This window comes from Williamsia sp. Y853, assembly GCF_056786495.1.
Genome location: NZ_JBXCJC010000001.1, coordinates 1,462,502 through 1,484,840, shown reverse-complemented (window position 1 = coordinate 1,484,840; position 22,339 = coordinate 1,462,502). Strand labels below are relative to the sequence as shown.

22 protein-coding genes are annotated in these 22,339 nt (G+C 63.9%); 8 read left to right on the top strand and 14 right to left on the bottom strand.

All coding sequences use genetic code 11. The annotated features are described in order from the left end of the window. Nucleotides 1–18: 18 nt before the first annotated feature. The 5 genes from AC1TPF_RS07040 to AC1TPF_RS07020 form a co-directional block, all read right to left on the bottom strand. Entirely contained in the window at nt 19–1,197 is a 1,179-nt protein-coding gene (locus tag AC1TPF_RS07040) for an MCE family protein (protein ID WP_482135832.1), read from the bottom strand. Nucleotides 1,198–1,200: 3 nt separating this feature from the next. Beyond that, nucleotides 1,201–2,052: an MlaE family ABC transporter permease gene (locus AC1TPF_RS07035; RefSeq protein WP_482135833.1), complete on the bottom strand. Its 852-nt coding sequence runs from the start codon at nt 2,050–2,052 to the stop codon at nt 1,201–1,203. Nucleotides 2,053–2,057: 5 nt separating this feature from the next. Then, complete coding sequence (locus AC1TPF_RS07030; RefSeq protein ID WP_482135834.1) at nt 2,058–2,822, bottom strand: MlaE family ABC transporter permease; 765 nt, start codon at nt 2,820–2,822, stop codon at nt 2,058–2,060. A gap of 270 nt (nt 2,823–3,092) precedes the next feature. Then, nucleotides 3,093–4,004 carry a 3-oxoacyl-ACP reductase gene (locus AC1TPF_RS07025; protein WP_482143236.1) on the bottom strand — a complete coding sequence of 304 codons (912 nt, stop codon included), beginning with the start codon at nt 4,002–4,004 and terminating at the stop codon, nt 3,093–3,095. A gap of 165 nt (nt 4,005–4,169) precedes the next feature. Beyond that, nucleotides 4,170–4,361, bottom strand: coding sequence for a ferredoxin (locus AC1TPF_RS07020; protein WP_482135836.1), 192 nt, complete (start codon nt 4,359–4,361; stop codon nt 4,170–4,172). A gap of 148 nt (nt 4,362–4,509) precedes the next feature. Between AC1TPF_RS07020 and AC1TPF_RS07015 the strand changes: the two genes are divergently transcribed. From AC1TPF_RS07015 to AC1TPF_RS07005, 3 genes are read left to right on the top strand one after another with little or no spacing between them, the layout of a single operon-like run. Next, nucleotides 4,510–5,712, top strand: coding sequence for an acyl-CoA dehydrogenase family protein (locus AC1TPF_RS07015; protein WP_482143235.1), 1,203 nt, complete (start codon nt 4,510–4,512; stop codon nt 5,710–5,712). Between the two features lie 37 nt (nt 5,713–5,749). Continuing rightward, complete coding sequence (locus AC1TPF_RS07010; RefSeq protein WP_482143233.1) at nt 5,750–6,871, top strand: acyl-CoA dehydrogenase family protein; 1,122 nt, start codon at nt 5,750–5,752, stop codon at nt 6,869–6,871. Between the two features lie 4 nt (nt 6,872–6,875). Further along, complete coding sequence (locus tag AC1TPF_RS07005) at nt 6,876–8,465, top strand: long-chain-fatty-acid--CoA ligase (protein WP_482143232.1); 1,590 nt, start codon at nt 6,876–6,878, stop codon at nt 8,463–8,465. A gap of 68 nt (nt 8,466–8,533) precedes the next feature. On the opposite strand, the gene AC1TPF_RS07000 is transcribed toward AC1TPF_RS07005, so the two are convergent. From AC1TPF_RS07000 to AC1TPF_RS06985, 4 genes are all read right to left on the bottom strand, one after another. Next, complete coding sequence (locus AC1TPF_RS07000) at nt 8,534–9,400, bottom strand: SDR family oxidoreductase (protein ID WP_482143230.1); 867 nt, start codon at nt 9,398–9,400, stop codon at nt 8,534–8,536. A gap of 8 nt (nt 9,401–9,408) precedes the next feature. Beyond that, entirely contained in the window at nt 9,409–10,209 is an 801-nt protein-coding gene (locus tag AC1TPF_RS06995; RefSeq protein ID WP_482143228.1) for an enoyl-CoA hydratase, read from the bottom strand. Nucleotides 10,210–10,293: 84 nt separating this feature from the next. Next, nucleotides 10,294–11,421, bottom strand: coding sequence for an NAD(P)H-dependent flavin oxidoreductase (locus AC1TPF_RS06990; protein WP_482143227.1), 1,128 nt, complete (start codon nt 11,419–11,421; stop codon nt 10,294–10,296). A gap of 4 nt (nt 11,422–11,425) precedes the next feature. Next, complete coding sequence (locus tag AC1TPF_RS06985; RefSeq protein ID WP_482143225.1) at nt 11,426–13,063, bottom strand: acyl-CoA synthetase; 1,638 nt, start codon at nt 13,061–13,063, stop codon at nt 11,426–11,428. Between the two features lie 104 nt (nt 13,064–13,167). Between AC1TPF_RS06985 and AC1TPF_RS06980 the strand changes: the two genes are divergently transcribed. Then, entirely contained in the window at nt 13,168–13,962 is a 795-nt protein-coding gene (locus AC1TPF_RS06980; protein WP_482143224.1) for a crotonase/enoyl-CoA hydratase family protein, read from the top strand. 50 nt (nt 13,963–14,012) lie between these two features. Here the strand turns inward: AC1TPF_RS06980 and AC1TPF_RS06975 are convergent, their stop codons facing one another. From AC1TPF_RS06975 to AC1TPF_RS06955, 5 genes are all read right to left on the bottom strand, one after another. After that, complete coding sequence (locus tag AC1TPF_RS06975) at nt 14,013–14,636, bottom strand: TetR/AcrR family transcriptional regulator (protein WP_482135845.1); 624 nt, start codon at nt 14,634–14,636, stop codon at nt 14,013–14,015. Further along, nucleotides 14,636–15,313 (bottom strand): TetR/AcrR family transcriptional regulator, encoded by a 678-nt coding sequence (locus tag AC1TPF_RS06970; protein WP_482143222.1) that lies wholly within the window; start codon nt 15,311–15,313, stop codon nt 14,636–14,638. The genes AC1TPF_RS06975 and AC1TPF_RS06970 overlap by 1 nt, the downstream gene beginning before the upstream one ends. A 10-nt stretch (nt 15,314–15,323) precedes the next feature. Beyond that, nucleotides 15,324–15,680 carry a hypothetical protein gene (locus AC1TPF_RS06965; RefSeq protein ID WP_482135847.1) on the bottom strand — a complete coding sequence of 119 codons (357 nt, stop codon included), beginning with the start codon at nt 15,678–15,680 and terminating at the stop codon, nt 15,324–15,326. Between the two features lie 63 nt (nt 15,681–15,743). Continuing rightward, entirely contained in the window at nt 15,744–17,195 is a 1,452-nt protein-coding gene (locus AC1TPF_RS06960; protein ID WP_482143220.1) for an ABC1 kinase family protein, read from the bottom strand. A 76-nt stretch (nt 17,196–17,271) separates the two neighbouring features. After that, the gene (locus AC1TPF_RS06955) at nt 17,272–18,309 is read right to left on the bottom strand and encodes an LLM class F420-dependent oxidoreductase (RefSeq protein WP_482143218.1); all 1,038 of its coding nucleotides are present in this window, start codon (nt 18,307–18,309) and stop codon (nt 17,272–17,274) included. A gap of 65 nt (nt 18,310–18,374) precedes the next feature. Here AC1TPF_RS06955 and AC1TPF_RS06950 point away from each other — a divergent pair, with 65 nt between their 5' ends. Genes AC1TPF_RS06950 through AC1TPF_RS06935 form a run of 4 tightly spaced genes read left to right on the top strand, consistent with a single transcriptional unit; the run spans nt 18,375 to nt 22,109 of the window. Then, complete coding sequence (locus AC1TPF_RS06950) at nt 18,375–19,394, top strand: Zn-ribbon domain-containing OB-fold protein (protein ID WP_482143216.1); 1,020 nt, start codon at nt 18,375–18,377, stop codon at nt 19,392–19,394. Beyond that, complete coding sequence (locus AC1TPF_RS06945) at nt 19,391–20,455, top strand: thiolase domain-containing protein (RefSeq protein ID WP_482135851.1); 1,065 nt, start codon at nt 19,391–19,393, stop codon at nt 20,453–20,455. The genes AC1TPF_RS06950 and AC1TPF_RS06945 overlap by 4 nt, the downstream gene beginning before the upstream one ends. Continuing rightward, nucleotides 20,455–21,630, top strand: a complete 1,176-nt coding sequence (locus AC1TPF_RS06940) for a thiolase domain-containing protein (RefSeq protein ID WP_482143214.1) — start codon at nt 20,455–20,457, stop codon at nt 21,628–21,630. Before AC1TPF_RS06945 ends, AC1TPF_RS06940 begins: the two co-directional genes overlap by 1 nt. Before the next feature lie 35 nt (nt 21,631–21,665). Then, a complete protein-coding gene (locus AC1TPF_RS06935; protein ID WP_482135853.1) occupies nt 21,666–22,109 on the top strand; it encodes a nuclear transport factor 2 family protein in 444 nt (147 codons plus the stop codon). Nucleotides 22,110–22,339 lie beyond the last annotated feature (230 nt).

Below are 22,339 nucleotides of genomic sequence, written 5' to 3'. Positions count from 1 at the left end.
CTGTTCATCGGTTGTTCCTCATCCACGCGGCGCCGGCCCGAACATCACGTCGAACAATTTGGACGCATCCAACTTGGGCGTGGTTCTCGGTTGGTATGGGACCGCGGCGTTGTCGCCGACGTAGAATCCGGCGTGCTCACGAGAACTGGGATCGCTGAGCCCGTATTCACAGGTGGGTGGCCCGTCCATGTTGACCCTCGGCAGATCCTCGGGGTAGCGGTACGGTTCCTTGCCCGGCAGCAATCCCGCGTTCAGATGTACACGCGCGTCGTCGACGCCGAACACGGGCAAGGCCTTCTGTCCGGCACTGGCGGTGGCCGTGATGAAGCAGGCCAGGCCAGGCGCCTGATATCCGAGCAGTGTTGCGGTCGGGTTCAGGTTCGCCAACGTCGAAATGATGTTCGCCTTGGATGGCGCGATGACACCGTTGATCGTGTCCGCCATCCCGGTCACGTTCACCAGTAGCGCGTCGAGGTCGGATGAGTTGTCCACCAACGTATTACCCGTGGCCGTGAAGTTGTCGACGATCTTGAGCAGGTCGGGCATCACGTCGGCATAGACGTTGGTGAACTCAGCCGTGGCCTCGATGTCGCGACCGAGTTCGTCCAGATGCGGATTGACCTTGCCCAGCAGTTCCGAGAGGTCGGCGAAACCCTGACCGATCTGATCACCCCGGCCGGAGAGTGCGGTGTCGATCGCACCGATGGTGGCGTTGAGCTTCTCGGGCTGGACCGCAGCGAGCACGTCCACCAACCGCTGATAGATCGTGTTCAGTTCGACCACAACACGATCGGTCCCGATGGCCGAACCGCTGCGTAGTGTCTCCTCGCTGGGATCCTCGGGGATCTCGAGGTTGACCGACTTGGCACCGAATACCGTGTTGGATTTGATGTCTGCCCGGACGTTGGCCGGAATGTACTGGAGTTGGTCCGGATTCATGTCGAGGACGAGCTTCACACCGTCGGGCGACTGCGTGATCGCACCGACGCGGCCGACCACGACACCACGCAGCCGGACCTTCGCGTCCGGGCTCATCACCAGTCCGGCACGATCGGCGGTCAGTGTCACCGGCACCGTCGAGGCGAAGGAACCGAGGAACTGCAGGGATGCCAACGCGCACGCCATTATCAGCGACACCACCAGCACGGTGGCCGCGATCTTCTTCGCCCAAGCGGGGCGTTCGGTTTTCTGTGACATGACCTACCCCGAGAGGTTGAACTTTCCGTCGACGCCGTAGATGGCCAGCGAGAGCAGCAGCGTGATCACGACGACCACGACCAGCGAAGCCCGCACCGCGTTACCGACCGCGATACCCACACCCACCGGACCACCCGAGGCGTTGTATCCGTAGTAGGTGTGAATCATCATGACCGCCACCGCCATACAGATCGCCTGAACAAACGACCACAGGATGTCCGTCGGGATGAGGAATGTCGAGAAGTAATGGTCGTACACGCCGGACGACTGGCCGTAGAGGAACACCGTCGCAAAGCGACTGGCCAGAAAGGAGGCCACGGACGCCAGTGAGTACAGCGGGATGATCGCGATCAGACCGGCCACGATCCTGGTACTGACCAGGTACGGAATGGATTTGATCGCCATTGCCTCGAGGGCGTCGATCTCCTCGCTCACCCGCATCGCACCGAGCTGTGCCGTGGCACCGGCGCCGATCGTTGCCGCCAGGCCGATTCCGGCGATGACCGGCACCGCGATTCGAACGTTGATGAATGCCGCGAAAAATCCGGTGAGTGCCTCGACGCCGATGTTCGACAAGGAGCTGTAGCCCTGGACGGCGATGGTGCCGCCGGTGAAGAGCGTCAGGAACCCGACGACCACAACGGTGCCACCGATCATGGCAAGTGCACCCGAACCCATGCTGATCTCAGCGATCAGCCGCAGCGTTTCTTTCTTGTATGCCCGCACCGCACGGGGGATGTTGATGAGACTGTCCCAGTAGAAGAATGCCTGATCACCTATGCGATCCCAGCCGGAACCAGCTCGTTTGAACGCCACACGCGTTGAGCGTAGTCGGACGGTATTAGGAAGGATCATTTGCGCTACCCTGCAGTCGCTTTGAGGCCGACCGCGGTGACCACGACGTTCACGACGAACAACGCCATGAACGAATAGACCACGGTTTCGTTGACGGCATCGCCGACACCTTTGGCGCCACCGGCCACGTGCAGGCCGCGGTAGCAGCCGACCAGGCCGGCGGCGAGGCCGAACAGCGCGGCCTTCACCATCGAGATCATCAGTTCGGGAAAGCCGGTCAGCAGCGTCAGATTGGCGATGAACGCGCCCGGATTCACGTCCTGCAGGTACACCGAGAACACGAAGCCACCACCGATACCGATGGTGCACACCAGAGAGTTGAGGAGGATCGCGACCAGCGTCGAGGCGATGACCCGGGGCACCACCAGGCGGTGGATCGGATCGATGCCAAGGACCTGCAGGGCGTCGATCTCCTCACGGATCGTCCGGGCTCCGAGGTCGGCACAGATGGCGGTCGCGCCGGCTCCGGCAACGATCAGCACCGTGACGATCGGGCCGATCTGGGTGATGGTGCCCAGTGCGGCGCCTGCGCCCGAGAGATCCTGGGCGCCGAGTTCGCGCAACAGGATGTTGAGGGTGAAGCTGACCAGAACGGTGAACGGGATGGCAACGAGAACGGTGGGAACCATCGATACACGCGCGATGGCCCATGACTGCTCGACCGTCTCGCGCCACTGGAACGGTGCCCGAAAGAGCTCCCGGGCCGCGCTGACACTCATGGCAACGAAATCCCCGACGCCCTCGAACGGACCTGCCAGCCTGCGGTTCACCAACTCTCCTTCAGCAAAAGACTTCCCCCCGGACCGGACTGAGCTGTCTGATCATAACGTGTTCTAGTTCTGAATTCGGTGATTCGTAGTACTTGCCAACAGGAACTTTTCACTCGAGACGTCCGTCCAGAAGCTTTCAGATTGAAACACGTTCCACACTCGCAAGGCCCTACGTTCCCCTAACGGGGGCCTGCCAGTTTGACCGCGAACTTATCACACGTCCAGTTCACTCAACGGGAAGAAACGGCCAACAGTAAGGTCTCGAAATGGCTACCCGAACAGGGCTTTACCAGCAGAGAACGTGTCTGCAGGATCGCGGTCGACGAAGTACTCGGCAAGACTCTTCGTCAAATCGCCTCGATCCCAGGCGTCGCCGGCTGCGACAAAGCTCTGCTCCACCGTCGGCGCCGCCATCAACGTCACCTTGGGTCCGTAGACCACGAACACCTGACCGTTGACGCCGTCCGATTCCGGACTCGCCAGGAACTGCACCAGCGTGACGACGTGATCGGTCGACAGCGGATCGACCGAGCCCTGCGGCGCATCGCCAAAGGTGCCCTCGGTCATCGCGGTACGCGCACGTGGGCAGATCCCGTTCGAGCGCACGCCGTAGGCGGCCAGGCCGCGCGCGGCGGTCAACGTCAGCGACGTGATCCCCGCCTTCGCCGCACCGTAGTTGGCCTGCCCCACCGGACCCGACAACCCGGCCTCGCTGGAAGTGTTGATCAAGCGGCCGAACACCGGTCCGCCTGCCGCCTTCGACTGCGACCGCCAATACGCGGCGGCATTGCGGCACATCAGGAAATGCCCACGCAGATGCACCCGGATCACCAGATCCCAGTCATCGTCGGACATGTTGAAGAGCATCTTGTCCCGGACCAGGCCGGCGTTGTTCATCACCACATGCAGACCGCCATGCGATTCGGTGGCAACTCGCATGATCTCGGTGGTGGTGGCCGAGTCCGAGATGTCGCCTGCCACCGGCACGCCGACACCTCCGACGGCCTCGATCTCGGCGAGGACATCACTCGAATCGAGCGCACCGGCGAGGTCGTTCACGATCACCGTGGCGCCGAGGGCGCCGAGTCCGATCGCCTCCGCCCGCCCCAATCCGGCTCCGGCACCGGTCACCACCGCCACTTTTCCGGCGAGTTCCGGCCCGGATTCAGATTTTGCGCTCACAGATCCTCCACTCGATGTCACCAACCCGGATGAGCCCTCACGGGCACACACCGGGTGCGTCGAGTCAAATGTAGAACGTGTTCTCGATTTAGGGCAACTGTCGGATCTGCAATCCCGGGTTCCGGCACCCGGTGCGCCGCAATTCGACGCACCGGATCACCACCCTCAATCCTCGACGGACAACGCCGACTTGGGGCAGCTGCTGACCACCTGACGCATCTCCTCGCGCCGCTCTTCGGGCACATCCTCTTGCAATATGACCAGGTAGTCGTCGTCATCGAGATCGAAGACGTCTGGCGCCATGCCCACACAGACACCATTGGACTCACATAGGTCGAAATCAGCCTTGATCTTCATCGCCACGAGCTCCCTTCCCTTGCCGTCCCAGGACGGCCCCAGTATTGACGGACACCTACCAACAGGTTAGAACGTGTTATAGAAGGAGTCGACCGGGATCCCCCGCCCCGACCCCCTCTTTCCCACCCGAAACCCCCCTGGAGCACCGATGCGCATCGCATATACCGACCAGCAGCAAGAGCTTCGGCGCGAACTCCGGGCGTACTTCTCCCATTTGATCACGCCCGAACGTCGATTGGCACTGTCTTCCACGAGCGGAGAGGTCGGTGAAGGCAACGTCTATCGCGAGGTCGTGAGTCAGATGGGCCGCGACGGCTGGCTCGCGCTCGGCTGGCCCAAGGAGTACGGCGGCCAGGAACGGTCGATGATGGATCAGTTGATCTTCACCGACGAGGCGGCCATCGCCGGTGCACCTGTCCCCTTCCTCACGATCAACTCCGTCGCGCCGACGATCATGCATTTCGGTACCGATGCGCAGAAGGCAAAGTACTTGCCCGCCATCGCATCCGGTGATGTCCACTTCGCCATCGGCTATTCAGAACCCGGCGCAGGCACCGATCTGGCGTCGCTGCGCACCTCGGCGGTCCGGGATGGCGACGACTTCGTCATCAACGGCCAGAAGATGTGGACGAGCCTGATCCAGTACGCCGACTACATCTGGCTCGCGTGCCGCACCGATCCGGACGCGAAGAAGCACAAGGGCATCTCGATGCTCGTCGTGCCGACCGATGTCGAGGGATTCTCGTATACGCCGGTGCACACGATGGCCAGTGTCGACACGAGCGCCACCTACTACCAGGACGTGCGCGTACCTGCCGATTCCCTGGTGGGTGAGCTGAACGGCGGCTGGCCGCTGGTGACCAACCAGCTCAACAACGAGCGGGTGTCCCTGTGTAGCGCCGCACCGATCCAGACCGCCTTGCGCGAGACGATCGAGTGGGCCCAGAACACCAAAAACGCCCGGGGCGTGAGGGTCATCGATTCCGAATGGGTCCAGATGAATCTGGCCAAGGTCCATGCCAAGGTCGAGTTCTTGAAGCTGATCAACTGGAACATCGCCTCCGACGCAGACGAAAAGGGGGCAACCGGCGGTGGATCTCCCTCACCGGCCGACGCCTCGGCCACCAAAGTGTTCGGTACCGAGTTCGCCACCGAGGCCTACCGGTTGTTGATGGAGGTGTTGGGCCCGGCGGCCACACTGCGGCCGGGCAGCCCCGGCGTCCACCTCCGGGGCCGCCTGGAACGCTTCCACCGTTCGTCGCTGATCTTGACCTTCGGCGGCGGAACCAATGAAGTCCAGCGAGACATCATCGCGATGCTCGCCCTGGGCCAGCCCCCGGCCCGACGCTGATACCGCCCGCTGATCACGGACCAAAGGAACCTTCACCATGGACTTTCACCGCAGCGAGCAGACCGCCGACCTGGCCGGACTCACCCGCGACATCACCAAGAAGTTGGTCACCACCGACCGGCTCGAGGCCCTCGAGCATCGCGGCGGCGAACCCGGCGCCCACCAAGGGAGCTTTGATCGCGAGTTGTGGACCCAACTCGCCACCTCCGGGCTTCTTGCTCTCGAACTCGACGACGATCTGACCGTGCTCGACAATCTGGCGATAGCGGAGGAATTGGGTCGGGCGTTGGCACTCGTCCCGTTTGGTCCGTCGGCCTTCACCGCGGTCCCGGCCATCGCCCGGTTCGGCACCGAGGTGGTCAAGGCGCGCTGGATCGAGGGTTTGTCGGACGGCACCGCGATCGTCACCGTCGGTCTCGACGAAGATCTGGCGGACGATCCGCTGGCGCCGGTGGCATCGGCGACGCCCACTGATGACGGGTGGGTCCTGGCAGGCGCGAAACTGAATGTGCCGTACGCCGAGTACGCCGACGCCATCATCGTGAATGTCGCCGGACCACAGGGTGCGGCAGTGTTCATCGTGCCCACCGATCGGGACGGCCTCACCATCACCCCGGCCTTGACGACGGGGCAGGGACCCGGCGCGTTTGTCGAACTCGACGGCGTCCGCGTCACCACCGACGACCAGCTCGGCGAAGCAGGCACCGCGGTGATCGACTTTCTCCGCGACCGGATGACCCTCGCTTTATGCGGCGAACAGACCGGTATTCTCGAGCGCGCACTGGAGCTGACCGCCGAATACGGCCGGGACCGTGAACAATTCGACCGCAAGATCGGATCGTTCCAGGCGGTTGCGCAACGACTTGCCGACGCCTACATCGACGTGCGGGCCCTGCGTCTGACCACCCTGCAGGCCGCCTGGCTCCTGTCCGAAGGCCTCGAGGCAGCCAAAGAACTGGCGACCGCGAAATTCTGGGCGGCTGATGCAGGCCACCGCGTCGCGCACACCGCCGTCCACATCCACGGTGGTGTGGGTATCGACGTCGATCATCCCGTGCACCGATACTTCCTGCGCGCCAAGCAGAACGAGTTCAATCTGGGGTCGGCGCCAGTACAGCTACGTCGGATCGGTTCGGCACTTGCCAGCGAACCCGCCTGAGGCCATGACCATCCCGGATCAGATCGCACCGGCTCCGGGTACGGTCGGCGCACTCCTGGCACCGTTGACCGACTCTGTCGACTCCGGCCTCTACTTCGAAGACGAGTTCGTCTGTTGGCGTGATCATCTGAGGTTATCGGCGACTCGGGCAGCCGCGCTGGGCGGTCTGATCGACGCCGACCGCCCGCCGCACGTGGCCCTGCTCCTCGAGAACATTCCCGAGTTCAGTTACCTACTCGGAGCCGCCGTCCTCGGAGAGCTTGTCGTGGTCGGACTGAACCCGACGCGCCGTGGATCGGCCCTGGCGGCCGACATCGCCACCGCCGACTGCCAGATCGTGATCGTCGAGAACTCGACGGCGCACCTGGTCGATGACCTCGTCACACGGAATGTGCTGGTGCTCAACGTCGAGGATTCACAGTGGGAACAGCTACTCGCCCCGCACCAGGGCACCGAGCCCCGCTTCCGAACCGGCGATCCCGAAGCACTGCTGATGCTGATCTTCACCTCCGGCACGAGCGGCGACCCGAAAGCTGTGCAGTGCAGCCACCGGAAGCTGGCGGCCAGCGGCGTGATGCTCTCGAAGCGGTTCGGGTTGGGCCCCGAAGATGTTGCCTACCTGTCGATGCCGCTGTTCCATTCGAACGCGATCATCGCCGGCTGGATGGTGGCGGTCGCCGGGGGTTCATCAGTTGCGTTGCGGCGCAAGTTCTCGGCAGGTGCCTTCTTCGACGATATCCGCCGATTCCGCGCGACCTATGCGAACTATGTCGGCAAACCGTTGTCGTACGTGCTGGCCACCCCGGCCCGGCCCGACGACGCCGACAATCCGCTCCGGATCCTGTACGGCAACGAAGCCTCCGCGGCCGACATCGTCGCCACCACAGCACGTTTTGATGTTCGGGTGGTCGACGGTTTCGGTTCCACCGAGGGTGGGGTCGCCATCACCCGCACCACCGATACGCCACCGGAGGCCCTGGGCCCACTGGTCGCGCCGAATCAGGTGCGCAACCCCGACACGGGCAAGGTCTGTGCCGTCGCCCGCTTCGACGCGTCGGGACGGCTCACCAACGCCGACGAAGCCGTTGGTGAAATCGTCAACAGCTCAGGCGGCGGACTGTTCACCGGCTACTACCGCAATCCGGCCGCTGATGCCGAACGGATGCGCGACGGTATCTACCACACCGGTGACCTCGGTTACGTCGACGAAGACGGATACGTGTATTTTGCCGGGCGCCTTGGTGATTGGGTTCGGGTGGACGGAGAGAACATGGGCACCGGACCCATCGAACGGGTGCTTCTGCGACATCCGTCGATCACCATGGCCGCGGTCTACGGTGTCCGGGCCGAGATCGGAGACGAACTCGCTGCGGCGCTTGTCGCACCCGGCCTTAGCGCCGATCAGCTCACGGATTTCCTGTCCGCACAACCGGATCTGGGCCCCAAGCAGTGGCCCAGTCGAATCCACGTGGTCGACGACCTCCCCCGGACCGACACCTTCAAGATCCTCAAACGCAACCTTGCCGCGGACACCAGCGCACCCACCTGGATCCGCCCCGACCGGACCCTCGGATACGTTCCCGCTCCCCGATGATGTGCCCTTCTGGCGAACAAAAGCCCAGGTGGGCGCCGCCAGAAGGGCACATCATCGGGGTCTGGGGGTCAGCTGCGGTTGACCCGGTCGAGGTATTTGGCCCGCTCGGTCTCGTCGAACTCCATGAACATGGTGTCGAAGCCGAAGTACTTGCCGTAGAGGTTCTTCATGAACCGCGGCGTGACCATCCAGCCGAGGACGGACATGCTCTGACGCGGGATCACCACCCGGTCCCGGTTGGTCTCGATACTCCGAACGATCTCCCGCGCAACATCATCGGGCTCGATGGGCGGCATCATCTTGGTGGTCTGCAGGCCGTCGATGAGCCCGGTCTTGGTGAAGTTGGGCATCACCGCGAGCACCCGGACGCCGCGAGAGCTCAATTCGCCATCCAATGCCTCGGAGAACGCGATCACGCCGGCCTTGGCCGCGCTGTAGATACTCAGTCCAGGAAGGGGTACGAGTCCGGCAACCGAGGAGACGTTCAGGATCTGGCCCGAACCCCGCGCCACCATGCGACGGGCGGCCAGTCGCGTGCCCCGCACCACCGCGAGCAGATCGATTTCGAAGTTCCGGGTGATCACCGCGTCCGAGAAGTCGAGGAACGGCCCGGTCGGCATGATGCCTGCGTTGTTGATCAGCACGTCGAACGTGCCGAACTCGGCGTCGACCCGATCGAGGAAGGCGGCAAACGATTCATCGCTGGTGACGTCGAGGGGGTAACCCTCGCATCCGAGGTTGGCCGCGGCCTTGGCGACAACTTCTTCGTCGATGTCGCCGAGTACCACCTTGGCCCCCTTTGCCTGTAACTCTGCGGCGGTGGCGAGCCCGATTCCGCGCGCACCACCGGTGATCACAACCACCTTGTCCTGCAACGACACTGCAGCACCCTTACGGCTCCGCACCACCGCTCGCAGACTTCCCGACTTCCCCATCTGACCCCTCACTTCATCTGTTCGCGGCCACGATCGATGACCTTGTCCCGCGCCTGTTCGACGGAGGCCGGATCAAACGTGGACATCCAGGCGGCGGAATGTGTTGCCTCGGTGTCCAATACGGGCCCCAGTACGTGTTGCTGCGCTTCGCGGTAGGAGGCGAGCAGCGCCGCGACGGCCGGGGTGTTGTTTCCGGCGATGTCGGCGGCCAGAGCCATCGCGGTCGGCATCAGGGCGTCATGCGCGACGACCTGGGTGACCAGGCCCACCTCCAGGGCCTTCCTGGCGTCGATGAAGTTGCCGGTCAGGCTCATTCGACGGGCGAAACCCCAGCCGACCGCGGCCGATAAACGACCGGTCAGACCCCACGCCGGCACCATCCCGACCCTGGCGTGTGTATCGGCAAAACGAGCCAGGTCGGAGGCGATCAGGAAATCGCAGGCCAGCGCCAGTTCGAGTCCGCCGGTGACCGCGGCGCCGTTGATCGCGCCGATGACCGGCTTACGGAGTGGAATCCACGGGTAACCGGTGGGCGCACCGGGGACGTTGACGTCATCCCAGCCGCCCTCTGATCCCAGTGCCTTCAAGTCGACACCCGCAGAGAAGGCCGGATCAGAGCCGGTGAGAACCACCGCACCAACGGACTCGTCCGCATCGGCGGCGGCCAGGGCGGAGCGCAGCGATCTGACCACTTCTCCGGTCAGGGCATTGCGCGCCTCCGGGCGATTGAGCGTCACCACCACCACGGTTCCGCCTGACTCGGTGTCGACCCGCGCCGTGAGCACCACGTTCGCATCCTGCTCGGCCATGCCCCCACCTCCTGCCCTGAGAATTTGCTCGACGGCTGTGACCATATCTGATCACAGCCGTCGGCAAAATTGTCCTGCGCTCGACTAGCGGGCCTTCTGCATCCGATCCACGGCCACGTCATACTCGCTGACCAGGTCGTCGATCAGGTCGGCCGTGGGGGTGATCGCGTTCATCCGCCCGACGATCTGTCCGGCAGGCATCGCCACGACACCGGGGTCGTCGGCGGCCGAGATCCGCGCGTGGGCTTCGGCGACCAGGATGTTCTGCAACGGCATCGGCAACGCCTCCGGGGCGTCGGCGGCGTCCCAGGCGTCGGTCCACTTGGTCTTGAGCAGGCGGGCGGGCTTACCGGAGTAGATCCGCCTGCGCACGGTGTCCTTCGAGGTGGCGTTCAGGATCGCCTGTTGGATGACCGACGGACCCGCACCGCGTACACCGAGCTGGTATTCGGCTGCGGTGAGCCAGTAGGTTCCCATCCACACACCGCTGGTGCCCATGGCCAACGCGGCAGCGATCTGACGACCGCTACCGACCCCTCCGGCCGCGAGCACATGTGCCGAGTCCCCCACGGCATCAACAATTTCCGGCCACAGGATCATCGACGTGACCTCACCGGTGTGACCACCGGCCTCATAGCCCTGCGCAATCACCAGATCCACCCCGGCGGCCACATGCCGCAACGCATGCTCCTTTGCCCCGGCCAGCGCCGCGACCTTCACGCCGTGCGCGTGCACGTTGGCGATCACGTCATCGGGCGGTGAGCCCAGCGCGTTGGCGATGAGTTTGATCTGTCCGTACTTGTCGGCGTGCGTCATCGCCACATCGACGTGGGACCGCGCGACCGAATGCAGCCATCCCAGGACACCGGCGTTGACGCGGTCACCGTCGGGCAGCGGCGGTACACCGAGGTCGTCGAGGGTGCGCTCGACGAATGCGCGGTGCTCCGGCGGGATCATCGCGTCGAGGTCGATCTGCGAACCCTCGGTAGGGATCTTGGCGGGCATCACCACGTCGACACCAAACGGTTTGCCGTCGGTGTTCTCGCGCATCCAGTCGAGGGTGGCGTCGAGTTCCTCCGCCTCGTTGAACCGCACGCAGCCCAGCACACCGAGACCACCGGCCCGGCTGATCGCCGCTGCCACATGCTCGGACGGGGTGAACCCGAATATCGGGTATTGGATTCCGAACTCGTCGGACAGTGAAGTACGCACTGCGTCAGGCCTTTCGTGAGCTGGTTGTCAGATTTTCGTCGGCAGACCGGGATTCGGCGATCTCCGCCGCCCAGCGATAGTTGGGCTTACCGGCCGGGGAACGTTTGATCTCGTCGACGAACCACACCGCCCGTGGGCACTTGTAGCCGGCGATATCTTGCCGGGCAACAGCATTGATCTCTTCGAGCGTGGGACGCACACCGTCCCGGGTCGCGATGACCGCGGCGACCCGCTGTCCGTACCGGTCGTCGGGCACCCCGACCACCACGGTGTCGAAGATGTCCGGATGCGCCTTGAGCGCTGATTCGACCTCTTCGGGGTGGATCTTCTCGCCGCCGGAATTGATACTCACCGAACCACGTCCGAGCATCGTCACCGTGCCGTCGTCTTCGACACGCGCCTGATCTCCCGGAATGGAATACCGGACGCCGTTGTAGATCTTGAAGGTCTTGTCCGTCTTGGCCGGGTCGTTGTAGTACCGCAGCGGGATGTGCCCGGTCCGGGCCAGGATCCCGACCTCACCCTTGCCGGGCTCGATGACCGAACCGTCTTCGCGCAGAACAACTGTCGACAGGTCGGCCTTGACCCGCGGACCGCCACCACTGTGCGAGGTCTCCTTCGAGATGACACCCATCCCGGAAAAGCCGGTCTCCGATGAGCCGATGGCATCGATGATGACCGCGTTCGGGAACTTCTCGACGAACTGATCCTTGACCGAGGCCGAGAACAGCGCCGCGGACGACGCAACGGAGAACACCGAGCTGACGTCGTAGTCTTTCTGCTCCAACGCGTCGATCATCGGACGCCCCATGGCATCTCCGGTGATGAAGATGACGTTCACCTGGTGGCGCTCGACGATCTCCCACGTCTGATGGGCGCCGAACTCGGGGTAGACGATGGCCTTGCCGCCTGCGAACAACGCCTGGAACACCGCCCACTGCGATCCACCGTGGATGAACGGTGGGATCGGAAATCTCACCAGCTGTCCGCCCTGCGCCCCGGTCTTCGCGAAATGCCACTCGTCGGTGACCGCCTCGCCGGTGTACCAGTCGATACCGCCTCCGAGGACCCGGAACACGTCCTCCTGCCGCCAGACCACGCCCTTCGGATTTCCGGTGGTGCCACCGGTGTAGAGCATGTACAGGTCGTCGTCGGAGCGCGGCTCGAAGTCGCGCTCGATCCCGCCGTCGGCAACCGCCTGCTCGTAGGGGATTCCGTTCACCACCGAGATATCCAGGTCGGAGCCGTCTTCGATCACGATCACCGACCGCAATTCGGGCACCTTCGGTAACACGTTCGCCACCCTGTCGACGTACTGACGCTCGACGATGAGCGCCTTCATGTCGGAGTCGGTGAAGATGTGCTCGAGCTCGCTCTCGACGTACCTGAAGTTGACGTTGACCATCACCGCACGGGCCTTGAAGATGGCGACCATCGACTCCACGGCCTCGATGCCGTTTCTGCTGTACAACCCCACAGAATCGCCCGGACCGACGCCGAGGTCCCGTAAGGTGTGGGCGAGCCCGTTGGCCCGCTGATCGAGTTCGGTATAGGTCTCGCTGCGCCCGTCTGTTTCCAGCGCCACCCGGTCGCCCATCGTGTCGACGGCATGCTCGATGAGGTCGGCAATGTTGTAAGCCATACCGACAAAACTAGAACGTGTTACCGTTTGATGGCAAGGCCCGAGGAGATACAGGTCACAGACGCCCCCGCGCGTCTTGTCATGCGAGAAATCAGGAGCAAATCATGTCGGACGCTGCCCCCCATTGTCTTGTCGAGAAGCGCGGGCACACGTTGATCGTGACGATGAATCGGCCCGAGGCCCGCAACGCACTCTCGAGCGACATGCTCGCGATCATGAACTCCGCGTGGGATCAGGTCGATTCCGACCCCGATATCCGGGTCGCGATCCTCACCGGAGCCGGCGGCTATTTCTGTGCGGGCGCCGACCTGAAGAGCATGAACAAAAAGGCCCCCGGAGACTCTTTCAAAAAGGGCGGCTTCGATCCGAAGATGCTTGACGCCTTACTCAAAGGCCGCCGCCTGACCAAGCCTCTGATCGCAGCAGTGGAAGGCCCGGCCATCGCCGGTGGAACCGAGATCCTGCAGGGTACCGACATCCGCGTCGCCGGACAGAGCGCCAAATTCGGTGTGTCCGAGGCAAGGTGGGGTCTGTACCCGCTCGGCGGATCGGCGGTCCGACTGGTTCGGCAGATCCCGTACACCGTCGCCGCCGACATCTTGCTCACCGGACGCCACATCACCGCTGCCGAAGCCCTCGAATACGGCCTCATCGGGCATGTCGTCGCCGACGGCACCGCGCTCGACAAGGCCACCGAACTCGCCGATCAGATCAGCGCGAACGGCCCGATCGCGGTCCAGGCGATCCTCAAGACGATCCGGGACACCGAGGGCATGCACGAACAGGATGCATTCAAGATCGACGCCGATCAAGGCATCAAGGTCTTCATCAGCGACGACGCCAAGATCGGCCCGAAAGCCTTTGCGGAGAAGACTATCCCGGACTTCACCGGCAAGTAGCCCGGCCGGCGACACACCGTCGAGCCCCTGCTCTTCAGACCGTCTGCTCCTCAGACCGTCGGGGTGCCGTAGCAGAGGAATCCGACCACGGTCTCGACCGTCTCTTCGACGTCGAGTTCGGCGGAGTTGTCGAGCATTCGTGGCAGTACCGCGCCGAGTAGGCACGAGACCATCGCCTCGCCTGCGAACTCCACGTCGAGGTCCTCCCGGAGGTAACCGTCGGCGACGCCGTGCCGGAAGTACTGTCCACACAACTGGCTGAGTTGAACGTAACTACCGGTCAGCAGATCGAGCGTTGCCTCGTCGATACCCGGCGCCTCCATCATCACGAACGTGAGCACGTCGGGGCGTTCGTTCACGTGGTCGACCAGCCTGCGGACCAATGACCCCATCGCGTCGACGAACTCGGCCTCATCACGTGGGCGCGGACGGTGTAACTCGGCAATCGCGGTGAGCTCGGCGAGTTCCCGGGCCAGGACTGCATCGAGCGCATCCCGCTTGTTGTCGAAGTAGTTGTAGAACGTGCCGTGACTGCAGCCGATCCGGGCAACTATCTCGGCGACTCCCACGTCGCTGTAACCGTTTTCGATGAACGTTCGCAGGGCGGCGTCGAGCAGTTGGCCTCGACGAAGCCGGGTCCGCCTGGTGTCCGGGCGAACTGTCGGTTGGACCATCACTTCCCATCCATGGTCGGCGGGCGCTTCATCATTCCGTGGAAGGCCAGGTCGGCGGCTCCGCTGACATACCGCTCACGCTTGCCTGCGTCGTCGTCCGCCCGCAGCGACATGACCAGACCGGGCAGCGCCAACATCATCAACAGCCGGGCAACGATCTGCCGCTGCGGCATCGTCAGGACGAACCACTCATTCTCGACAGCTCGCGTCAGCGCCTTGACCACCAGAGAATTGATCATGCATTCGAGTCCGACGACCCGCGCCTTGAGTTCTTTGTCGATTGCGCTGGCCTGCACCCCGATCAGCTTGAGCATCGCCGGATCGTCTTCGATCATCCGGTGGAGCCGATCGCCGATGACCCTGATGTGCAGCGCCATGTCTTGCGCCGTTTGCGCCTCGGCCGCGAGTAACTCGTTGGGATCAACGGTTGCGAATATCCGCTCCACGGACCAGTCGAAGACCATGTCCAGCAGCTCTCGCTTGCTGTTGACGTAGCGGTAGACGGTGCCCTGACCAATACCTGCGCGTTGCGCTATCTCCGCGATACTCGTTCCGTCATAACCCCTTTCAGTGAGCACGGCATAGGCCGCCTCGACGATCTGGTTACGACGGTGATCGGCAAGACCCTCGACTTTGGGGCGTCCGCGGCGTCGGCGCACGGGAACGTCAGATGTCATTGCCCGACGGTTACGCTTTCAAGACACGGCTGGCGAGAAATCCGATGTACCCGATCAATCCCACGTAGCCGATCTTGCGGGTCCGCTTGTTCGCAATCGCCAGACCGACGAGGGTCTCGGTTGCCCCGTTGGAGTACGTCCACTGGGTCGTGTTCTCCGGGAAGGCCGCCTTGGTGATCGGTTCGAACACCTGCGGACTGATGAAGTGCGCCAACCCGGTTGCGGCAAGGCCGAGCCCGGCCACACGCGGTAGGACCGCATCCCGCGATCCGGTGTCGCCATCTTGATCGGGGCCCTGTGATGATCGGGCCGCCGACAGACCGGCACCAGCGGATTTCTTCAACACTCGCGCGAGCACGATTGTCATTCGTTGCCTTTCGTTGTTTCAACACTATCGAAGCCTTTACCCAGGGCAAGCGTTCTCTGAACATCACCGGGTCACGTCATCGACCCCGCGCCCACGCCCCACTCCGCCGACATGGCGCCAACTCTCGATTGCGGCGCCCATCGGCGTCGCCGCTGCGGCATCGTCGTAGATCCACTCACGGACGATCGAACCCCACGGAGCCGTCGCCTCCAGGCGGCCGAGTAGTTCGCACACACTGAGCTCCGTCCGCCGCGAGAACACATGCGTCTCGGCCAGGTCCTGACGCCGGATCTGTCGATAGTGCCCGGACCCGGGCAGCACCGCGCAGGCGAATGCGAACCTCGCGACCTCCCCGGTCACCGTCGACCGATCCGGCGACAGATGCCATCCGGCCACCTTGCGCGTGTACTGGGCGACCTGTCCCATCGACATCGCGTTCTCGTCCTGGATGAAGCCCGCCTCGATCGCCAACCGATAGACGTCCTCGTCACGACCCTCGAGTAGCGCGCGGAACGCATTGCGCTGCAGCACGATATCTGACTCCGCCATCGACAGATAAAGTCCGAAGTCCAGGAAGCCGACCTTGCCGTCCGGCATCACCAGCACATTCCCCGGATGGGGGTCGGCGCAGAACTCGCCGCGCTCGTAGACGCCACCACAGTAGAAGCGGTACACCGCTTCACCGATCCGGTCCCGATCCTCCGCCGGGAGTGCGCAGGCCGCGGTGAACGGCATCCCGTCCAGATATTCGGTGACTAGAACCTGATCGGTACTGAACTCGGCATACGGCCGCGGAATGGTCCAGACCGGATGGTCGAGGTAAAAATCGTGGACGCGTTGATGATTGACGAGTTCGGTGTCGTAGTCCAGCTCCGCGAGCATCTGCCGGGAGACCTCTGCCACCACGTCGTCGAGGTTGGCGCCGGGCATCCTGCTTCGCCTCATCCTCACCACCAGCGCAAGATTCTTCAGGTCCGCCCGGACCGCCGATTTCACGTGGGGATATTGAACTTTCACGGCAACCCGCTCGCCGTCCAGCGTCGCCAGATAGACCTGGCCGATGGATGCTGCAGCGATCGGTGTCTGTTCGATGTCCAGGCGCGCCATCCGAGCCGGCCCCAGCGAGGATTCCAGGACCGCCATCATCGCCGCGTTGTCGACGGCCGGTGCGCGGTCGAACAGCGGGGCGAGTCGGGCTCTGAACTCCTCCCTGGTCGCCTCCGAGCTCACCCCCAGGTCGAACATCGCCAGCATCTGGCCGAGCTTGAGGGCCGCGCCCTTCATACTCCCGACGACGGCGACCAGCTCGTCGACAAAACGAAGTATCTGTTCATCCTGCTTGCGTGCCTTCGCGTCTGCATCGGCCGATGAACCGATCAGGTTGCCGGTCGCCGTGCGGACTGCGTGACCGGCAACCACCCGGCCGATCTTCTGACCTCTCCCCAGACGGGCGCCGATCTGTCGTGCCGATCCGCCTGCTGTGGGCGGCTTGGCGTCTGCGGGCGAGTCCGGCACGTTCGGGACTCTACGCACCGCCGACCCAGATCGTCGTCGACTTCGACACGCCGATCAGATTTAGAACATGTTCTCCTCAGATGAGGCGACCGAGCCTGGCGATCTGATCGGGATCGCGGTTGGTCACCATCAACATGCTGACCCCGGCCTGTTCCCACCTCTTGATCTGGCGCCGCACCCCGTCCTCGTCGCCCACGATCATCGTCTCCAGAACCATCTCGTCGGGCACTGCCGCGACCGCCTCGTCCTTGCGCCCGGACAGGAACTTCTCACCGATCTCACGGACCACCTCGCCGTAACCCATCCGGGTGTAGACCTCGGCGTGGAAGTTCTGCTCCTTGGCCCCCATGCCACCGACATAGAGCGCGGTCGATGGGCGGTAGGCATCGATGACCGCGGGAACGTTGTCGGTGATCTCGACCTGGACGGTCGCGGCCACCTCGAACGTGTCACGGGTACGACGCGCCCCCGGCCGCGCGAAGCCTTCGGCAAGCCACGACTCATACATGTCCGACAGTCGCGGCGTGTAGTAGATCGCCAGCCAGCCATCGGCGATCTCCGCGGTCATCGCGACGTTCTTCGGACCTTCCGCACCGAGCCAGATCGGCAGGTCAGCGCGCAGTGGATGGGTGATCGGCTTGAGTGATTTACCGAGCCCGGTCGAGCCCGTGGCATCCGGCGGATAGGGCAACGGATAGTGCGGTCCGGTGTTGGTGACCCGCTCTTCGCGGGCCAGCACATCCCGGACCACCCGAACGTATTCACGGGTCCGCGCCAGCGGTTTGGCAAAGGGCTGGCCGTACCAGCCCTCGACGACCTGGGGCCCGGATACCCCGAGCCCGAGGATGTGACGGCCACCGGACAGATGATCGAGCGTCAGTGCTGCCATGGCCGCCGACGTCGGTGGCCGTGCCGACAGTTGAGCGATGCCGGTACCCAGCTTGATCGTCGACGTCGCAGAGCCCCACCAGGCCAGCGGCGTGAACGCATCAGACCCCCATGATTCGGCGGTGAACACGGCCTCGTAACCCGCCGCTTCGGCGGCCGCGATCAAAGCCGGCGCATCCGGGATCGGCGACGCTCCCCAGTACCCCAATTGCAGACCGAGCTTCATACCTGGCGACCTCCTGTTCGGCCTAGTCCTTGCGCGACAATCTAGAACCTGTTCTACTCGATTCTGTGAGCGTGAGCCAGATATCCGCAGGATTTGCCGCCGTAGTCGCACCGATCGAGAACCCCGACGACCCCGTTCTGTCCGCACCGTTGCACAACGCCTTCGACTACACCCGCTCGCTCGGGCCGGTCCTGGGACGTTTTGCACGCGGGCTGCTCGACGGCAAGGTCGTCGGAGGACGCAGCGCGGACGGAACCGTGTACGTCCCACCGGTCGAGTTCGATCCCGTCACCCGGAGGCAGATCGACGACTTCGTCGAGGTCTCGCCCGTGGGCACGGTGACGTCATGGACCTGGATGGCGCAGCCCATCGCGGGCCAGCCATTGTCGAATCCGTTCGCGTGGGCCCTGATCCGGCTCGACGGCGCCGACACCGCCCTGCTGCACGCCGTGGCCGCAGGCGGTCCCGGCGACCTGAGCACCGGTGCCCGTGTGCATGTGGTGTGGAAGTCCGAACGCACCGGCCGCATCGACGACATCGACCACTTCGCACTCGGCGAGACCCCAGAACCCGCGTCCCCCAACACCTCCGAGCCGTCAGCTTCGGACGGTGTCATGATCACGACTCCGATCGAGTTGACCATCGACCACACTGCCTCCATCGAGGAGACCTGGTATCTGCAGGGCCTCAAGGAGGGCAAGCTCTACGGTGGACGCACCGGCCCTGGTGCGCCCGTCTACTTCCCACCTCGCGGCGCCGACCCCACCGACGGCAATCCGACCGGTGAGAGGGTCGAACTGACCGACAAGGGCGTGGTGACCACGTTCTGCATCGTCAACGTGCCGTTTCTCGGACAGCAGATCAAGCCACCGTATGTGGCGGCCTATGTCCTGCTCGACGGTTCCGACATCCCGTTCCTGCACCTGATCCTCGAATCCGAGGCCGCCGACGTGCACATGGGCATGCGGGTCGAGGCCGTGTGGCGCCCCCGTGACGAGTGGGATTACACGTTGCGCAACATCAGCCATTTCCGTCCGTCGGGTGAACCCGATGCCGACTACGACTCCTACAAGGATCATCTGTGAGCACATACCGCGACATACCACCGATCGCCGTGATCGGATTCGCGCACAGTCCCCACGTCGATGCGACGTTCGGAACCACCAACGGCGTCGAGATGCTGGTGCCGTGTTTCCAGAAGCTCTACGCCGACCTCGGGATCAGCCGGACCGACATCGACTTCTGGTGCTCGGGTTCCTCGGATTACCTTGCCGGTCGCGCCTTTTCGTTCATCTCGGCGATCGACTCGATCGGGGCCGTCCCGCCGATCAACGAATCGCACGTCGAGATGGATGCCGCCTGGGCCCTCTACGAGGCCTGGGTGAAGATCGCAACCGGCGAGGTCGACGTTGCCCTCGCCTACGGGTTCGGAAAGCCGTCGGCTTCCAACACCGATCAGGTGCTGGCGCTGCAGACCGACCCGCACACCGTCGCCCCGCTGTGGCCCGACGCCCGATCGCTCGCTGCACTGCAGGCCCGCGCCGGCCTCGACTCCGGGGCGTGGACCGAAGCCGACATGGCCGCGGTGGCCGCCCGGGGTTCCGGAGCCTCGGTGGATGAGCTGCTCAAGTCCGACTACGTCGCCGATCCCCTACGCGCCCATGATGTCTGCCGCTACACCGACGGCGCCGCCGCGATCATCCTGGCCAGCGAACATCGCGCCCGGGAACTCGTGGCGAACCCGGCCTGGATCACCGGCTGGGATCATCGCATCGACACCCCCAACTTCGGGGCCCGCGATCTGACCAAGTCTCCATCTACCAAGCTGGCCGGTGACACCGCCCTCGGCAGCAACCGCACGTTCGATGTCGCCGAGCTACACGCTCCTTACACGCACCAGGAACTGATTCTGAAGTCCGCACTTGGACTCGATGATTCGGTGATCATCAACCCGTCGGGCGGCGCACTGGCCGCCAACCCGCTGTTCTCGGCCGGGCTCGAACGCATCGGATACGCGGCAACCACGATCCTGAACGGCAATGCCGGGACCGCACTGGCCCATGCCACCAGCGGTCCACTGCTGCAACAGAACATGGTCGTCGCCCTGGCCGGCGACGCAGCCGGATCCTCGAAAGGTAAGAACTGATGGGCCGCTATCGCGCTGCGGTGCTCGGCACCGGGCAGACCAAATACGTTGCCAAACGCCATGATGTCTCGATGGCGGGGCTCTGCCGCGAAGCCATCGACAAGGCACTGGAAGATGCCCAGGTGTCGATGGATGACATCGACGCCATCGTCATCGGCAAGGCGCCAGACCTGTTCGAGGGCACGATGATGCCCGAACTCGCACTTGCCCAATCGCTGGGCGCCGAGGGCAAACGACTGATCCGCGTCCACACGGCCGGATCCGTCGGCGGTTCGACCGCCAACGTCGGGGCCTCGTTGGTCACCTCCGGTGTGCATCGCCGGGTTCTGGCCATCGCATGGGAGAAGCAGTCGGAGTCGAATGCCATGTGGGCGTTGTCGATTCCGGTGCCCTTCACCATGCCGGTCGGCGCAGGCGCGGGCGGCTTCTTCGCCCCGCACGTCCGCTCGTACATCCGAAGGTCCGGCGCGCCCGATCACATCGGAGCGATCGTCGCCGCGAAGGACCGGCAGAACGGCGCCCTCAATCCATTGGCGCATCTCCACCAGCCCGACATCACGGTCGAGAAGGTGATGAGCTCACAGATGTTGTGGGACCCCATCCGCTACGACGAGACCTGCCCGTCGTCCGACGGTGCCTGTGCAGTCGTCATCGGCGATGAGGAAACCGCAGACAACGCAGTGGCCCAGGGGATTCCGGTGGCCTGGATTCACGCCTCTGCCATGCGGACCGAACCGCTGTCGTATTCCCACCGCGACACCGTCAGTCCCCAGGCCGGCCGCGATGCGGCCGCCGCACTGTGGAAGGCGGGCGGGATCTCCAATCCGCTCGAAGAGATCGACGTCGCCGAGATCTACGTCCCCTTCTCATGGTTCGAGCCGATGTGGCTCGAAAACCTGGGCTTCACGCCCGAGGGCGAAGGCTGGAAGCTGACCGAGTCCGGCGACACGGCCATCGGCGGAAAGCTACCGGTGAATCCGTCGGGCGGCGTGTTGTCGTCGAACCCGATCGGCGCCTCCGGCATGATCCGTTTCGCCGAGGCCGCCATCCAGGTCCAGGGCAAGGCAGGTGATCACCAGGTGGCCGGCGCGCGCAAGGCACTCGGCCACGCATACGGTGGTGGTTCGCAGTACTTTTCGATGTGGCTCGTGGGCGCCGACAAGCCCACGCACTGATCATCGACCGCGACGACCGACACGAGGGAGACATCATGACGAAGGCACAGCCTGCCTACATGAACATCGACCGCGCCAACAATCCCGCGGTGGTTGCGGGCCGGCGCTCCCGCGAGTACGTGGGTTCGCGCAACAAAGACGCCTGGGTGAACCTGTTCGCCACCGACGGGATCGTGCAAGATCCCGTCGGCCCCTCGATGTTCGACGAAGAAGGCATCGGCTTCACCGGACACGACCGCATCGGTCAGTTCTGGGATATGTCGATCGGCGCCACCGAGCAGATCGAGTTCCTCTTCGATGAGGAGATCATCTGCGGAAACGAGGTGGCCTATATCGGGAAAATCGTCACCCATATCGCCGGACACGTCTCCGAAGCCCGGGGTGTGTTCACCTATCGCGCCAACTCCGACGGCAAAATCGCTGCGCTGCGGGCGTTCTGGGAAGTAGAAAAGACGATCAACTCGGTCCGTAAGGCCTAGCTGAGCCACCCGCCGACACCGCACGACTTCGCATCCGCCCCGGGCTTACGCCCGGGGCGGATGCGTTCTATCGGCACCCTTTTACCCTGACCGTGCGGTCACGAAGAATAGAAAATCCTTCCGAACCAGCATTTATGAATTGAATACGCAACATACGAATTAGCATCGCTAACCTATACATTTCACCGAAAGTGAACTTATAGTCTAAAAACTCGCGCCAATCCGTGGTC

Bases quoted from the DNA above. Each gene is read 5' to 3' on its own strand.
- AC1TPF_RS06985 (WP_482143225.1), bottom strand. From the start codon at position 13,063: ATGGCTTACAACATTGCCGACCTCATCGAGCATGCCGTCGACACGATG.
- AC1TPF_RS07020 (WP_482135836.1), bottom strand. From the start codon at position 4,361: ATGAAGATCAAGGCTGATTTCGACCTATGTGAGTCCAATGGTGTCTGT.
- AC1TPF_RS06980 (WP_482143224.1), top strand. From the start codon at position 13,168: ATGTCGGACGCTGCCCCCCATTGTCTTGTCGAGAAGCGCGGGCACACG.
- AC1TPF_RS07035 (WP_482135833.1), bottom strand. From the start codon at position 2,052: ATGATCCTTCCTAATACCGTCCGACTACGCTCAACGCGTGTGGCGTTC.
- AC1TPF_RS07040 (WP_482135832.1), bottom strand. From the start codon at position 1,197: ATGTCACAGAAAACCGAACGCCCCGCTTGGGCGAAGAAGATCGCGGCC.
- AC1TPF_RS07005 (WP_482143232.1), top strand. From the start codon at position 6,876: ATGACCATCCCGGATCAGATCGCACCGGCTCCGGGTACGGTCGGCGCA.
- AC1TPF_RS06940 (WP_482143214.1), top strand. From the start codon at position 20,455: ATGGGCCGCTATCGCGCTGCGGTGCTCGGCACCGGGCAGACCAAATAC.
- AC1TPF_RS06955 (WP_482143218.1), bottom strand. From the start codon at position 18,309: ATGAAGCTCGGTCTGCAATTGGGGTACTGGGGAGCGTCGCCGATCCCG.
- AC1TPF_RS06995 (WP_482143228.1), bottom strand. From the start codon at position 10,209: ATGGCCGAGCAGGATGCGAACGTGGTGCTCACGGCGCGGGTCGACACC.
- AC1TPF_RS06965 (WP_482135847.1), bottom strand. From the start codon at position 15,680: ATGACAATCGTGCTCGCGCGAGTGTTGAAGAAATCCGCTGGTGCCGGT.
- AC1TPF_RS06975 (WP_482135845.1), bottom strand. From the start codon at position 14,636: ATGGTCCAACCGACAGTTCGCCCGGACACCAGGCGGACCCGGCTTCGT.
- AC1TPF_RS06970 (WP_482143222.1), bottom strand. From the start codon at position 15,313: ATGACATCTGACGTTCCCGTGCGCCGACGCCGCGGACGCCCCAAAGTC.
- AC1TPF_RS07000 (WP_482143230.1), bottom strand. From the start codon at position 9,400: ATGGGGAAGTCGGGAAGTCTGCGAGCGGTGGTGCGGAGCCGTAAGGGT.
- AC1TPF_RS07015 (WP_482143235.1), top strand. From the start codon at position 4,510: ATGCGCATCGCATATACCGACCAGCAGCAAGAGCTTCGGCGCGAACTC.
- AC1TPF_RS07010 (WP_482143233.1), top strand. From the start codon at position 5,750: ATGGACTTTCACCGCAGCGAGCAGACCGCCGACCTGGCCGGACTCACC.
- AC1TPF_RS06935 (WP_482135853.1), top strand. From the start codon at position 21,666: ATGACGAAGGCACAGCCTGCCTACATGAACATCGACCGCGCCAACAAT.